A 13,576-nucleotide genomic window follows, 5' to 3' on the forward strand; every position below is an offset into this window, starting at 1 on the left:
CGCTGCTGTAGTGACGGGATGATGCCCGATCCCGCGGCGGAGATCCGCGACCTCGCCTTCTCGTACCGGAACCACCGGGTTCTCGTCTCCGTCGACCTCGCGCTCGCGCGGGGCGAGACCGTGGCTTTGCTCGGCCCCAACGGGGCGGGCAAGACCTCGCTGATGCGGCTGCTCGCCGGGCGCCTCGTCCCGAGCCGCGGCTGCGTGCGGGTCCTGGGGCGCGATCCGGGGCGCGAGGCCGGGGTACGGCGCGCCATCGCCTGGGTGCCGCAGGAGATCGCCCTCTACCCGCGGCTCACCGTGCGGGAGAACCTGGAGGTGTTTTCCCGCCTCATGGGCCTGCCCCGGGCGGCGCGGGCGCCGGCGGTGGTGCGGGCGCTGGCCCGCACGGGGCTCGAGGACGTGGCGGGCCGCCTCGTCGGCGTGCTCTCCGGCGGCTACCAGCGCCGGGCCAACATCGCGGCGGCCTTGCTCGCCGAGCCCGCCCTCGTCCTCCTCGACGAGCCGACGCAAGGCGTCGACCAGGCGGCGCGAGCGGCGATCCACGCGGTGCTCGAGCGCCTGCCCCGGGCCGGGGCGGCGGTGCTGATCGCCACCCACGACTTCGCCGAGGCCGAGCGCCTGGCCGACCGGGTCCTGGTGCTCCAGGACGGTGCTCTTCGCCTCGACGGGCGCCTCGCCGACCTGCTCGCCGGCATGCGGGCCGGTCCCCCTGAGCACGAGGTCGCCCTGTCGGAGGCCGCCGATCCGGCGGCGGCCGCCGCCCTGCGCCAGGCCGGCTTCCACCCGGCCTCGCCGTTGACCTGGCGAACCGGGAGCACCGTCGCGGGCGGGCGCGACGGCGCCGCCCTGCTGGCGCACCTGCGCCGCCAGGGCGTCCCGGTGCGGGAGATCCGGGTGCGCGAGCCGGGCCTCGACGGGCTCTACCGCGACGTGACGCAGGCGTCCCCGGCCGATCCCGTCCGGGCGCCCTTCGGAGTGCCGGCATGATCGTCGCCGCGTTCCGGGTGATGCTGCTCACCCTGTGGCGCGACCGCGCCGCCCTGGTGATGGCCTTCGTGCTGCCCACCGTGATCTTCTGCGTCTTCGCGGCGATCTTTTCCGGCGCCGTCGGCGAGCGGATCCGCATCCAGGTCGGGCTCCTCGACCAGGCCCGCACCGCCACCACGGCGCGCCTCGTGACCGCGCTCCAGGCCGATCCGGCCCTGCGCACCACGCTCCTCGACGGCGATCCGGTGGCGGCGGTGCGCCGGGGCGAGGTCGACGTGGCGCTCGTGCTGCGCGGCGACCTTGCCGCCGGCAGCAGCGTGACGGACGCGCCGATCCTCGTCGTCGAGAGCCCGGCTCGCGCCTTGGCCACCCCGATCGCCCTCGGACAGGTGCAGCGGGTGCTCAACGAGGCCCTGCCCGACGTGGTGCTGTCGCGGGTCGTCGCCGATGTCGAGCGCACCGGCAAGATCGGGCCGGACGAGCGCGCCTTCCTCGATCGTGCCTTCGCGGAGAGCCGCGAGAAGCGCGAGGCCTTCTCCTTCGCCGCCCTGATCGCCCGGACCTCGACGGCGGAGGGCGGAGACGGCCAGGCCGGGGGCAATGCCCGCGTCGCCTATTATGCCGGCGCCATCGCCGCGGTGTTCCTGCTGTTCGCCGCCATGCAGGGCGCCCTCTCCCTCGTCGAGGAGCGCCAGTCCGGCATCGCCGACCGCCTCGCCGCCGCACCCGGCGGCCTGCCGGTGGTGGTGCTCGGAAAATTCCTGTTCCTGGTACTCCAGGGCACCGCGCAAGGCGCGCTGATCTTCGGCGCCGCCGCCCTGTTCTACGGCGTCTCGGTCGGGCCGCACGCCGTGCCCTGGCTCGTCACCGGGGTTCTGGTCGCCGCCATGGCGGCGGGCCTGGGCCTGGCCGCCTGCGCGGCGGCGCGCACCCGCCAGCAGGCCCATCTCGTCTCGACCTTCGGGGTGCTGCTGCTCTCGGCGGTCGGCGGCAGCATGGTGCCGCGCTTCCTGATGCCGCCCTGGCTCCAGAGCCTCGGCTGGCTCACCCCCAATGCCTGGGCGATCGAGGCCTACCAGGCGGCCCTGTCCGAGGGTGCGGGCGCGGCGTGGCCGGCTTGGGGCGTGCTGGCGGGGCTGGCCGTGGCGGGTTTGGGCGTGGCCTTGGCCCTCACGGTGCGGCCGTCGCCCGGGCCGGCGCGGGCGTGAGGGGGAGGTCGATGCCTCCCCGCGCGCGTCAGCCCTTCAGCCGCTTGTTGCACTCCGAATAATACCCGCCGCCCTTCGCGATCCAGTTCATGCCGCCGTTGCCCGCGCCGCCGGCCGCCTTGTTGGCGTTGTACTGGTCGAGGCAGGTGTGCTGGCGGGCGCTGCCGGCCGGTTCCTTGGCGTATTTCGGCGCGACCGCCGTGGGGTAGATCGCGGTGCCGGCTGCGGGGGCTTGGGCTGCGGGGGCCGCGGGCTTGCCGGGAATCGCGGGCGGGTTCGGCGGCGGCGCCGGGTTCGGCTTCGCCGCGCCGGGGCCGAACGGGTTCGGGGCCGGCGCGGTCGTCTGGGCGTGGGCCGGGGCGGCGAGCGCGCCGAGGAGGAGCAGGGAAGCGAGGGAGAGGCGCATCGTCGATCGGGTGTCCGGATTCCGGGGGCGCCAGCCTAGCCGCAACGCCGCTCGAGGGCGACCTGTGACGCAGCGACATCCGCCTCGGGCGCGCGCCCGCTCCGGCCTACGCCTTGCGGAGGAGGCCTCTCCCATTTGCGGCGCTCCGCTGAAGCGCCGGGGCGGCTAAGCAGAACGGCCGGAAGGCAGCCCGAGGGGAAGGCCGATGCTGATCGCCGCGAGCGCCCTGTTGATCCTCTTCGCCTGGTTCGCCGGGCCGCGGCGCTTCGTCGAGGCGGTGCTGCTGACGCGCTCGGCCCTCGATCCGGTGTTCAACCTGACCAAGGTCGGCGGCCTCGAGGATATGGGGGTCGGCGCGGCGGTGAACCTCGCGGTGCTGGTGGTGGCCGCCGCCTGCGTGGCGACCCGGCCGCGGGTGAGCCCGGGCCCGACCCTCGTCCTGTGGGGGCCGCTCCTCCTGGTCTGCCTCGTCTCGTCGCAAGTAGCGCCCGATCCCGGCGCCGCGATCCGGCTCATGATGCTGCTGGCGACCCATGCCGCCTTCTGCCTCCTGGCCTTCCATGTCGTCCGCGACCTCACCGACCTGCGCCGCTTCCTGCTTCTCATCGTCGCCGGCTCGATCGTGCCGACCCTCTATGCGGGCCTGCAACTCGCCCTGGGTTGGGCGGAGTTCGGGGACGACGGCACCCGGGTCTTCAGCAGCTTCCCGCACCCCAATATCTACGCCTTCTACCTGATGACGATCCTGGCGGTCGTCCTGACGCTGCTCGCGGGCAAGAATTTCGGGATGGGCCCGCGGCTGCGCCGGGTGCTGGCTCTCTACGTGCCGGTCCTGCTCGCGCTGATCCTGCTCACCAAGACCCGCAGCGCCTGGGCCGGGGCCGGCCTGATCCTCGTCACCCACGGGATCCTCTTCGACCGGCGCACCCTGCTCTACTTCCTGGGGCTACCGGTGGCGTTGCTGGCCGTGCCGGAATTCGCCGAGCGCCTCGCCGACCTCCAGCAGGGCAACACCGCGGATGCCTACGAGAAGCTGAACTCCTACGCCTTCCGGATCCTGCTGTGGCAGGGTGCCATGACCTGGTTCTGGGAGCGCCCGCTCTTCGGGTGGGGCCTGTCGAGCTTCGGGCACTACGTGGCGCAGTTCTTCCCGCTGCCGCTCGAGAACGACACGATCGATTCGCACAGCGTCTACGTGCAGTTCCTGTTCGAGACCGGCGTGATCGGCCTGGCCGCCTATCTCTGGCTCTACGCGCGGGTCCTCGTCATGATGGGTCGGCTGATCGCCCGCGGCCAAAGCTGGGCCTGGATGATCATGGCGATGACGGCCGGATACCTGTCGATGGCCTATTCCGACAACATGCTCTATTACTTGGTGCCGACCTGGTACATGTGGTTCGTCCTCGGCGGCGCCTGCGCGGTGCTGGGGCGGCATCGGGCGGTCCGGCGGCACCCGGTGGCGTTGCCGGCCTGAAGGCGGCCTCAGCGCAGGTGGAAGGCGATCCACAGCACCGCGACCGCGACGAGACCGGCGGCGGCAAGGCGCGCCAGGCGCGAGGCGGTGGGCGTCACCGGCCCCTCACTCGGCCGAGCGCCGGACCGCCGCGCCCGCGATGATGGTGGCGAGCGCCGCGGCGCCGAGGCCGTCCTGCAGCGCCCGTACCGGCTCGTCCGGCATCGCCAGCCACCACAGGGCGGCCGTGGCCGCGATGCACACGGCGACGGCGCCGAGGATGCCCTTCTCGATCGCGCTCAAGACCCGCCTCCGCTCGTCGGGCGCGACGCGCCCCGTCCCTCTGCCTACCGGTCCCCTACGCCAAAGGTCCCTCTGCGCCAAGCCGCGTGGCTTGGACATGCCCGCCGGGGGCTTGGACATGCCCGCCGGGGGCTTGGACACGCCCGCCGGGGGTCTGGCCGGCACCCGCCGGGCGTGACGCAGCTTTGCAACGGTCGTCTCGCCGATTCCGATGTTCGATCTTGCCGGCGCTCCCTCCGCGCTCGGCGCGGATTGAATTCCCCGGTCGCATGGTGGATTTCAACCAGAGATGATTCGGCGCGGCCGGGTCACGGTGCCCGGAAGTCGGCCCGTAGGGGGTGCGGCGGGCCGCGGAGACGGTGATGGCGAAGCCCCTGGTCGTCGTGATTCCCCACCAGATCGGCCGGACGGAGGCGCGCCGGCGCATCGACGCCCGCCTCGGACAGGGCCGGGACCTCGTGCAGAAGGCCGGGCTCACGATGCAGGACCCGGTCTGGGACGGCGACATCCTCGCCTTCGTGGTCGGCGCCATGGGCCAGACGGTCAGCGGCACCATCGCGGTCGAGGACGAGGCCGCCCGCGTCGAGGTCCGGCTGCCGCTGCTGCTCGGGATGTTCGCCGGCACGGTGCGGCAGGTCATCGCCGAGAAGGGCGGCGAGCTGCTGGCGGCCTGAACGCCCCGACATTGATGGAATCCTGATAAAGCGGCCCGGCCGGCCGCATCGTTTTCCCCCGGCCTCCGATCGCAAGACCCCCCGGTGAGGATCGGGATCGGTGCGATGAGGGATGGGGATCACGGCGCGCTCGCGCCCGCGGCCATCACCGGAGGGGCCCGCCGCGGCCCGGCCCTGGCTCCCGTGCGCGCCGCCTGCCGGCTCTGCGGCTTCACGGTCCGGGGCTTCCTGAACGGCGGCGCCTGCGTGCTCCAGGTCGACGGCCGGGCGCTGCAATCCTCTTGCCGCGCGGCCGCCTGCGGCGGGGAGCACGCCTGTGCCGGCCTGCGGGAGGCGGTGCGGGCGGCGCGGCGCCCCTGACGGCGAGACCCGGCACGGCCGTCCATCTTTATGCCGCCTTGATATCGCGGCCCCCGCCCCCCTCTCGAATCCCTACGCGATCGGGAGGATGTCCGGGATCGGGACCGTGGCTCACGGTCCGGTTCGATGCGGCGGCGCCCTTCATCCCGGCGCCGCCCGACGGGGATGCCCCATGTTCGATGTCCTGATGCTGGCGGTGGGCCTCGGCTTCTTCGCCCTGTCGCTCGGCTACGTCGCCGTGTGCGAACGCCTGTGAGGAGGCCCGCGATGACCCTCGATTACGGGCTCGGCGGCCTGATGACCCTCGGGCTGCTCGCCTATCTCGCCTACGCCCTCGTGCGGCCCGAGCGGTTCTGAGGAGCGCCCCATGACTCTCGCCGGCTGGATCCAGATCGCGCTGTTCTGCGTGATCGTCCTCGCCCTGGTGAAGCCGCTCGGTCTCTACATGACCCGGGTCTTCACCGGCGCCTCCACCCCCCTCTCCCCCGTGCTGCGCCCGATCGAGCGCGGCCTCTACCGCCTCGCCGGCATCGACGAGCGCCACGAGCAGCACTGGCTCGCTTACGCGGGCGCCATGCTGATCTTCCACGCCGCCGGCTTCGTGCTGCTCTACGGCATCCTGCGGCTGCAAGCGGTTCTCCCGCTCAACCCCGCCGACCAGTCGGCGGTGGCGCCGGACCTCGCCTTCAACACGTCGGCGAGCTTCGTCACCAACACCAACTGGCAGAATTACGGCGGCGAGAGCACCCTCTCCTACCTCTCCCAGATGCTGGGGCTGACGCACCAGAACTTCCTCTCGGCGGCGACCGGCATCGCGCTCGCCGTGGCGCTGATCCGGGGCTTCGCCCGGGCCTCCGCCCGCACGGTGGGCTCGTTCTGGGTCGATCTCACCCGCTGCACGCTCTACGTGCTGCTGCCGCTCTGCATCGTCTACACCCTGTTCCTGGTCTGGCAGGGCATCCCGCAGACGCTGGCTCCCTACGCCGAGGCCACCACCCTGGAAGGCGGAAAGCAGACCATCGCCCTCGGGCCCGTGGCGAGCCAGGTGGCGATCAAGATGCTCGGCACCAATGGCGGCGGCTTCTTCAATGCCAACGCCGCCCACCCGTTCGAGAACCCGACCGCGTTGTCGAACCTGATCCAGATGGTGTCGATCTTCGCGCTCGGGGCCGCCCTCACCAACGTGTTCGGCCGCATGGTCGGGGACGAGCGCCAGGGCTGGGCGATCCTCGCCGCGATGGGCGTGCTGTTCCTCGCCGGCACCGTCGTCACCTACGGGGCCGAGGGCGCCGGCAACCCGCTCCTTCATGCGCTGGGGCTCCAGGGCGGCAACCTCGAGGGCAAGGAGGTCCGCTTCGGCATCCCCGGCTCGGCCTTGTTCGCGGTGGTGACCACCGCCGCTTCCTGCGGCGCGGTCAACGCCATGCACGACGCCTTCACGGCGCTCGGCGGCATGATCCCGCTCGTCAACATGCAGCTCGGCGAGATCATCGTCGGCGGCGTCGGCGCCGGCCTCTACGGCATGCTGGTCTTCGTGGTGGTGGCGATCTTCGTCGCCGGGCTGATGGTCGGGCGTACTCCCGAATATCTCGGCAAGAAGATCGAGGCCCGGGAGGTCAAGATGGCGATGCTCGCCATCCTCTGCCTGCCCTTGATGATGCTCGGCCTCACCGCGCTCGCCACGGTGCTGCCGGCGGGCCTTGCCGGGCCGGCCAATGCGGGTCCCCACGGCTTCTCGGAGGTCCTCTACGCATTCACCTCGGCGGCGGCCAATAACGGCTCGGCCTTCGCGGGACTGTCCGGCAACACCCCGTTCTACAACCTGACGCTGGGCGCCGGGATGCTGGTCGGGCGGTTCTTCGTGATCATCCCGGCGCTCGCCATCGCCGGCTCGCTCGCGGCGAAGAAGACGGTCCCGGCTTCCGCCGGAACCTTCCCGACCCATGGCGGCCTGTTCGTCGGTCTCCTGGTCGGGGTGATCCTGATCGTCGGCGGCCTGACCTTCTTCCCGTCGCTGGCTCTCGGACCCATCGTCGAGCACCTGGCGGGGGCCGCCGGCCAGACCTTCGCGGCGGCGGGGAACTGAGCCATGACCACCCACGCCGACCGCCTGCGCCGGGGCCTGTCCCGGCACCGGCCCCGCTCCGGCCCGCTTCCCGACCGCTCCACCTTGCGGCCCTGCGACATCGTCCTGGCGCTCACCGGCCTCGCGCTGCTCGGCTCCGGCGCGATCTGGGCGGCGGTCATGCTCGGGGCCGCGGCGCTCGCGCCGTGAAGCCCGGCCGAGCGAACAGGGCTCATCCCATTCACGACCTCATGCTGAGGTGCGAACGGAGTGAGCCTCGAAGCAGGGCTCCAGAGGTCCATGCGATTCCTGGAGCCCTCCTTCGAGGTGAGTCGATCTTCGATCGCGTGCGATCTGTGATCGCCAACACCTCAGGATGAGGTCGCTGATGAGAGATGGCGGGTCCACTGGCGATCCGTCTGATCTCGGAAAAACGATCCTCTCCGCTCGAAAACCGACACGTCACTTCCTGGGTGCTGCGGCTGCAACCGCCTGCCCCACTCTTCCCGCCTTCATCCGGATCCCAGGATCATGGCCCAGTCCCAAAAATCCTCCCTCTTGAATGCCGGCCTGATCGGCCCGGCCTGCCTCGGCGCGGTCACCAAGCTCGACCCGCGCCAGATGGTGAAGAACCCCGTGATGTTCGTGGTCGAGGTCGTGGCGGCCTTCACCACCCTGCTGTTCGTCCGCGACCTCGTCACCGGCGGGCAGAATCTCGCCTTCACCGGCCAGATCATCCTCTGGCTGTGGTTCACCGTGCTGTTTGCCAACTTCGCCGAGGCGGTGGCGGAAGGGCGCGGCAAGGCGCAGGCCGATTCCTTGCGCCGCACCCGCACCGAGACCACGGCGAAGCTCCTGGCCGGCGCCGCCGCCACGCCCGGCGGCCCGCGGACGACGTACGAGACCGTGCCGGGCGCCGGGCTCAAGGTCGGCGACGTGGTGCTGGTCGAGGCCGGCGACGTGATCCCGTCGGACGGCGAAGTGATCGAGGGCATCGCCTCGGTCAACGAGGCGGCGATCACCGGCGAATCCGCCCCCGTGATCCGCGAATCCGGCGGCGACCGCTCGGCGGTGACCGGCGGCACGCAGGTGCTCTCCGACTGGATCCGGGTGCGGATCACGGCCGCCGCCGGCTCGACCTTCATCGACCGGATGATCGCGCTGGTCGAGGGCGCCTCCCGGCAGAAGACCCCCAACGAGATCGCGCTCAACATCCTGCTTTCCGGCCTCACCATCGTGTTCGTGTTCGCGGTCGGCTCGATCCCGAGCTTCGCCTCGTATGCCGGCGGCGCGATTCCCCTCGCCGTGCTGGTGGCGCTCTTCGTCACCCTGATCCCGACCACGATCGGGGCTTTGCTCTCGGCGATCGGCATCGCCGGCATGGACCGGCTGGTGCGGTTCAACGTGCTCGCCATGTCGGGCCGCGCCGTCGAGGCGGCGGGCGACGTCGACACCCTGCTCCTCGACAAGACCGGCACGATCACGCTCGGCAACCGCCAGGCGACGGAGTTCCGCCCGGTGCGCGGCGTCACCCCCGGCACCTTGGCGGATGCGGCCCAGCTCGCCTCGCTCGCCGACGAGACCCCGGAGGGCCGCTCGATCGTGGTGCTCGCCAAGGAGGCGCACGGCATCCGTGCTCGCGATATGGCGAGCCTGAATGCCACCTTCGTGCCGTTCACCGCGCAGTCGCGGATGTCGGGTATCGACCTCGACGGCTCCTCGATCCGCAAAGGGGCGGTCGAGGCGGTGATCGCGAGCCTCGAATCCGCCCCGGCCCTGGTCGGAGCCGGCGCCGCCGCCCGGGTGCTGCAACCCCGCCTCGATGCGACGGCGGCCCAGGAGGTGCGGGCCATCGCCGAGGAGATCGCCAAGGCCGGCGGCACGCCGCTGGCGGTGGCCCGCGACGGCAAGCTCCTCGGCGTCGTCCACCTCAAGGACATCGTCAAGGGCGGCATCGCCGAGCGCTTCGCGGAGCTGCGCCGGATGGGCATCCGCACGGTGATGATCACCGGCGACAACCCGATGACCGCCGCCGCCATCGCCGCGGAAGCCGGCGTCGACGATTTCCTGGCCCAGGCCACGCCGGAGGACAAGCTGGCGCTGATCCGCAAGGAGCAGGCGCAAGGCAAGCTCGTGGCGATGTGCGGCGACGGCACCAACGACGCACCGGCTTTGGCCCAGGCCGATGTCGGCGTGGCGATGAATACCGGCACGGTGGCGGCCCGCGAGGCCGGCAACATGGTCGACCTCGATTCCGACCCGACCAAGCTCATCGAGATCGTCGAGATCGGCAAGCAGCTGCTGATGACCCGCGGCGCCCTCACCACCTTCTCGATCGCCAACGACGTGGCGAAGTACTTCGCCATCATCCCGGCGATGTTCGTCGGGCTCTACCCGCAGCTCCAGGCCCTCAACGTGATGGGGCTCGCTTCGCCCCAGAGCGCGATCCTGTCGGCGATCATCTTCAACGCGCTGATCATCGTGGCGCTGATCCCGCTGGCACTCCGCGGCGTCAGCTACCGCGCCGTCGGCGCCGCCGCGTTGCTGCGGCGCAATCTCCTGATCTATGGTCTCGGCGGGATCCTGGTGCCGTTCGTCGGCATCAAGGTGATCGATCTCGCCGTGAGCGCCCTCCATCTGGCTTGAACGAGACCACCGCCATGCTCCGGCACCTCCGCCCCGCCCTCGTGCTCCTCACCGGCCTGACCCTCGTCACCGGCCTCGCCTATCCGCTCGCCATGACGGGGATCGCCGAGCGGCTCTTCCCGGTCCAGGCGCAAGGCAGCCTGATCCGCGGGCCCGACGGCACGCTCGTCGGCTCCGCGCTGATCGGCCAGTCCTTCACCAGTCCGCGCTACTTCCACGGCCGCCCCTCGGCGACCGTGGCGCCCGACCCGGCCGATGCCTCGAAGACGGTGGCCGCGCCCTACAACGCCGCCAATTCCGGCGGCGCCAATCTGGGGCCCACCAATCCGGCGCTCATCGACCGGGTGAAGGCCGACCTCGCGACGCTCAAGGCCGAGAACCCGGCAGACCCGGTGCCGCAGGACCTCGTCACCACCTCGGGCTCGGGTCTCGATCCGGACGTCTCGCCCGAGGGCGCCCTGTTCCAGGTGCCCCGGGTGGCGAAGGCCCGCGGCGTCTCCGAGGATTCCTTGCGCGCCCTCGTCGCCGGCCAGATCCAGGAGCCGAGCCTCGGATTCCTCGGCGAGCGGCGGGTCAACGTGCTCGCCCTCAACCGCGCCCTGGATCTCGGTTCGGTGCCGGCGCAAACGGGACGATGAGGGATACGTCACGGCCCTTGCGCGAGGGCCTGCGGCCCTCGCCCGACGCGCTCCTGGCGCAGGCGCGCCGGGAGGCGCCCGGGCGCGGGCGCCTGAAAATCTTCCTGGGAGCCGCGCCGGGGGTCGGCAAGACCTACGAGATGCTGACCACCGCCCATGCGCGCTTGCGCGAGGGCGTCGACGTGGTGGTGGGCGTGGTCGAGACCCACGGCCGGCCCGAGACAGAAGCCCTGGTCGCCGGGCTCGAGGTGCTGGCGCGCCGCATGGTCGCGTATGGCGGCGGCACGTTCGACGAGATGGACCTCGACGGGCTCTTGGCCCGCAAGCCGCAGCTGGCACTGGTCGACGAGCTCGCCCATACCAACGCCCCGGGCTCGCGCCACCCGAAGCGCTATCTCGACGTCGAGGAACTGCTCCAGGCCGGCATCGACGTCCACACCACCCTCAACATCCAGCATGTCGAGAGCCTGAACGACGTGGTGGCGCAGATCACCCGGATCCGGGTGCGCGAGACCGTGCCGGATTCGATCCTCGACCGGGCCGACGACATCGAGGTGATCGATCTCTCCCCCGGCGACCTGATCCAGCGCCTCCGGGAGGGCAAGGTCTACCTGCCGCGCCAGGCCGAGCGGGCGCTCAAGCACTACTTTTCCCCCGGCAACCTGACGGCGCTCCGCGAACTCGCGCTGCGCCGCACCGCCCAGCAGGTCGACGACCAGCTCGTCACCCACATGCGGGCCCACGCGATTCCCGGCCCCTGGGCGGCGGGGGAGCGGGTGCTGGTCTGCGTCAGCGAGGATCCGCGATCGAGCGGCCTCGTGCGCTACGCCAAGCGCCTGGCCGACCGGCTGCGTGCGCCGTTCACGGCACTCACCATCGAGAGCCGGCGCAGCGCGTCTCTGAGCGAGGCCGAGCGCGACCGCATCGCCGACACCCTGCGGCTCGCCGAGCGCCTGGGGGCCGAGACCGCGACCCTGCCGAGCCAGGGGCGGATCGCCGACGACGTGGTGGCCTTCGCCCGCGAGCACAACGTCACCCATGTGGTGATCGGCAAGTCGACCCGCTCGCGCTGGTTCGAACTCGTCAACGGCTCGGTGGTGCACGACCTCCTGCGCCGCTCCGGCCCGATCAGCGTCCACGTCGTGGCGGGCCAGGAATGGGCGGGCGAGGAGGCGGCCGGCGCGCCGGCCGCCCACAAGGGCGTGCGCACCGCAGCCCCGCCGCGGCCCGGCCCCCTGCCCTACGTCGCGGCAATCGCCACGGTCGGGGGGGCGCTGGGCATCGGCCTCGTGCTGCAATCGTATCTCGGCCACGAGAGCACCGACCTCGTCTTCCTCACCGCCGTGGTGGCGGTGGCGGTGCGCTTCGGGCTGTACCCGTCGCTCGCCGCGGTGCTCGCGTCGTCGCTCGCCTACAACTTCTTCTTCCTGCCGCCGCTCTACACCTTCACCATCGCCGATCCGACCAACGTCGTCGCGTTGTTCTTCTTCACCCTGGTGGCGGTGGTGGTCTCGAACCTCGCCGGCCGCGTGCGGGCCGAGGCGACGATGTCGGGGGCGCGCTCGCGGGCGACGGAGGCGCTCTACGGCTTCTCGCGCAAGCTCGCGAGCTGCGGCACCCTCGACGACGTCCTGTGGGCCACCGCCTACCAGATCGCCCTGATGCTGCGGCTGCGGGTGGTGCTGCTCCTGCCCCACGAGGGCACCGTCACCGTGATGGCCGGCTATCCGCCGGAGGATTTCCTCGACGAGGCCGACCTCGCGGCGGCCAAGTGGACCTTCGACCACGGCCGCCCGGCAGGGCGGGGCGCCGACACCCTGCCGGGCGCCAAGCGCCTGTTCCTGCCCCTGCGCACCGGCCGCGGCATGGTCGGGGTGGTGGGGCTCGACGGCGACAAGCCGGGCCCGCTCCTCACCCCCGACCAGCGCCGGCTCCTCGATGCGCTGGCCGACCAGGGGGCGCTCGCCATCGAGCGGGTCCACCTCGTCGAGGACCTCGACCGCGCCCGGCGCTCGGCCGAGACCGACCGCCTGCGCCAGGCGCTGCTGTCGTCGCTCTCGCACGACCTGAAGACCCCGCTCGCCGCCGTGCTCGGCGCGGCCACGACGCTCCGCGACCTGAGGGACGCCCTCGACCCGGAGGCGCAAGGGGAACTGCTCTCGACGATGATCGACGAGGCCGAGCGCCTGAACCGCTTCATCGCCAACCTCCTCGACATGACGAAGCTCGAATCCGGCGCGCTCGCCCCGAACGTCGCCCCCCACGACCTCGCCGAGATCGTCGGGACGGCGCTCGAGCGCGCGGCCAAGATCCTCTCCCGCCACCGCGTCGACCTGGCGCTGAGGCCAGGCCTACCCACCTTGAGCCTCGACGCGGTGCTGATGGAGCAGGTGCTGTTCAACCTCCTCGACAACGCCGCCAAATACGCTCCCGAAGGCAGCCTGGTGCGGATCGAGGGGTGGCGCGAGGGGGACAAGGTGTTCTTGACGATCCTCGACGAAGGCGAGGGTCTCCCGGAGGGCGACGAGGAGCGGATCTTCGACACCTTCTACCGGGTGCGCAAGCGCGACCGGGTCCGGGCCGGGACGGGGCTGGGCCTTGCCATCTCCCGCGGCTTCGTCGAGGCGATGGGCGGGCGGGTCGCCGCCCGCAACCGCCCGGACCGGACCGGTGCGGCCTTCACCCTGACCCTGCCGGTGCCCCGCGCCGCCCTGGAGGACGCCGCTTGAAGGACCTGATCCCGCAGCGATGCCGGACGGACAAGTTCGGAAGCGCAAGGCAAGCCCGAACGGGTCTGCGCCGACAGGCGCCAGGCGCCGATGCGCCGGACGCC

Annotated in this window: 14 protein-coding genes; 12 read left to right on the top strand and 2 right to left on the bottom strand. The window is 71.8% G+C overall.

Features of this window, described 5'->3' with window-relative positions:
* Positions 1–21: 21 nt before the first annotated feature.
* Together HBB12_RS07465 and HBB12_RS07470 are read left to right on the top strand one after the other, a co-directional pair.
* Entirely contained in the window at positions 22–990 is a 969-nt protein-coding gene (locus HBB12_RS07465; RefSeq protein WP_236992693.1) for an ABC transporter ATP-binding protein, read from the top strand.
* The gene (locus HBB12_RS07470; protein WP_236988761.1) at positions 987–2,198 is read left to right on the top strand and encodes an ABC transporter permease; all 1,212 of its coding nucleotides are present in this window, start codon (positions 987–989) and stop codon (positions 2,196–2,198) included. Before HBB12_RS07465 ends, HBB12_RS07470 begins: the two co-directional genes overlap by 4 nt.
* Before the next feature lie 28 nt (positions 2,199–2,226).
* Here HBB12_RS07470 and HBB12_RS07475 read toward each other — a convergent pair whose 3' ends face one another.
* Positions 2,227–2,604 (bottom strand): hypothetical protein, encoded by a 378-nt coding sequence (locus HBB12_RS07475; RefSeq protein WP_236988762.1) that lies wholly within the window; start codon positions 2,602–2,604, stop codon positions 2,227–2,229.
* Between the two features lie 205 nt (positions 2,605–2,809).
* Between HBB12_RS07475 and HBB12_RS07480 the strand changes: the two genes are divergently transcribed.
* The gene (locus HBB12_RS07480; RefSeq protein WP_236988763.1) at positions 2,810–4,078 is read left to right on the top strand and encodes an O-antigen ligase family protein; all 1,269 of its coding nucleotides are present in this window, start codon (positions 2,810–2,812) and stop codon (positions 4,076–4,078) included.
* A gap of 105 nt (positions 4,079–4,183) precedes the next feature.
* On the opposite strand, the gene HBB12_RS07485 is transcribed toward HBB12_RS07480, so the two are convergent.
* Entirely contained in the window at positions 4,184–4,360 is a 177-nt protein-coding gene (locus HBB12_RS07485; RefSeq protein ID WP_236988764.1) for a hypothetical protein, read from the bottom strand.
* A gap of 362 nt (positions 4,361–4,722) precedes the next feature.
* Between HBB12_RS07485 and HBB12_RS07490 the strand changes: the two genes are divergently transcribed.
* From HBB12_RS07490 to HBB12_RS07530, 9 genes are all read left to right on the top strand, one after another.
* Positions 4,723–5,034, top strand: coding sequence for a polyhydroxyalkanoic acid system family protein (locus tag HBB12_RS07490; protein ID WP_236988765.1), 312 nt, complete (start codon positions 4,723–4,725; stop codon positions 5,032–5,034).
* A gap of 105 nt (positions 5,035–5,139) precedes the next feature.
* Positions 5,140–5,394: a hypothetical protein gene (locus tag HBB12_RS07495; protein ID WP_236988766.1), complete on the top strand. Its 255-nt coding sequence runs from the start codon at positions 5,140–5,142 to the stop codon at positions 5,392–5,394.
* 106 nt (positions 5,395–5,500) lie between these two features.
* Positions 5,501–5,650, top strand: a complete 150-nt coding sequence (locus tag HBB12_RS07500) for a hypothetical protein (RefSeq protein WP_236988767.1) — start codon at positions 5,501–5,503, stop codon at positions 5,648–5,650.
* 11 nt (positions 5,651–5,661) lie between these two features.
* The gene (locus HBB12_RS07505) at positions 5,662–5,751 is read left to right on the top strand and encodes a K(+)-transporting ATPase subunit F (RefSeq protein WP_099905332.1); all 90 of its coding nucleotides are present in this window, start codon (positions 5,662–5,664) and stop codon (positions 5,749–5,751) included.
* 10 nt (positions 5,752–5,761) lie between these two features.
* Positions 5,762–7,480 carry a potassium-transporting ATPase subunit KdpA gene (kdpA, locus tag HBB12_RS07510; protein WP_236988768.1) on the top strand — a complete coding sequence of 573 codons (1,719 nt, stop codon included), beginning with the start codon at positions 5,762–5,764 and terminating at the stop codon, positions 7,478–7,480.
* Between the two features lie 3 nt (positions 7,481–7,483).
* The gene (locus HBB12_RS07515; RefSeq protein ID WP_236988769.1) at positions 7,484–7,669 is read left to right on the top strand and encodes a hypothetical protein; all 186 of its coding nucleotides are present in this window, start codon (positions 7,484–7,486) and stop codon (positions 7,667–7,669) included.
* Between the two features lie 321 nt (positions 7,670–7,990).
* Positions 7,991–10,105, top strand: a complete 2,115-nt coding sequence (gene kdpB / locus HBB12_RS07520; RefSeq protein ID WP_236988770.1) for a potassium-transporting ATPase subunit KdpB — start codon at positions 7,991–7,993, stop codon at positions 10,103–10,105.
* 14 nt (positions 10,106–10,119) lie between these two features.
* Positions 10,120–10,743, top strand: a complete 624-nt coding sequence (locus tag HBB12_RS07525) for a K(+)-transporting ATPase subunit C (protein ID WP_236988771.1) — start codon at positions 10,120–10,122, stop codon at positions 10,741–10,743.
* The gene (locus tag HBB12_RS07530) at positions 10,740–13,472 is read left to right on the top strand and encodes a DUF4118 domain-containing protein (protein WP_236988772.1); all 2,733 of its coding nucleotides are present in this window, start codon (positions 10,740–10,742) and stop codon (positions 13,470–13,472) included. Before HBB12_RS07525 ends, HBB12_RS07530 begins: the two co-directional genes overlap by 4 nt.
* The last annotated feature ends 104 nt before the right edge of the window (positions 13,473–13,576 follow it).

Source organism: Methylobacterium sp. SyP6R (genome assembly GCF_019216885.1).
Taxonomy (GTDB): Bacteria; Pseudomonadota; Alphaproteobacteria; order Rhizobiales; family Beijerinckiaceae; genus Methylobacterium.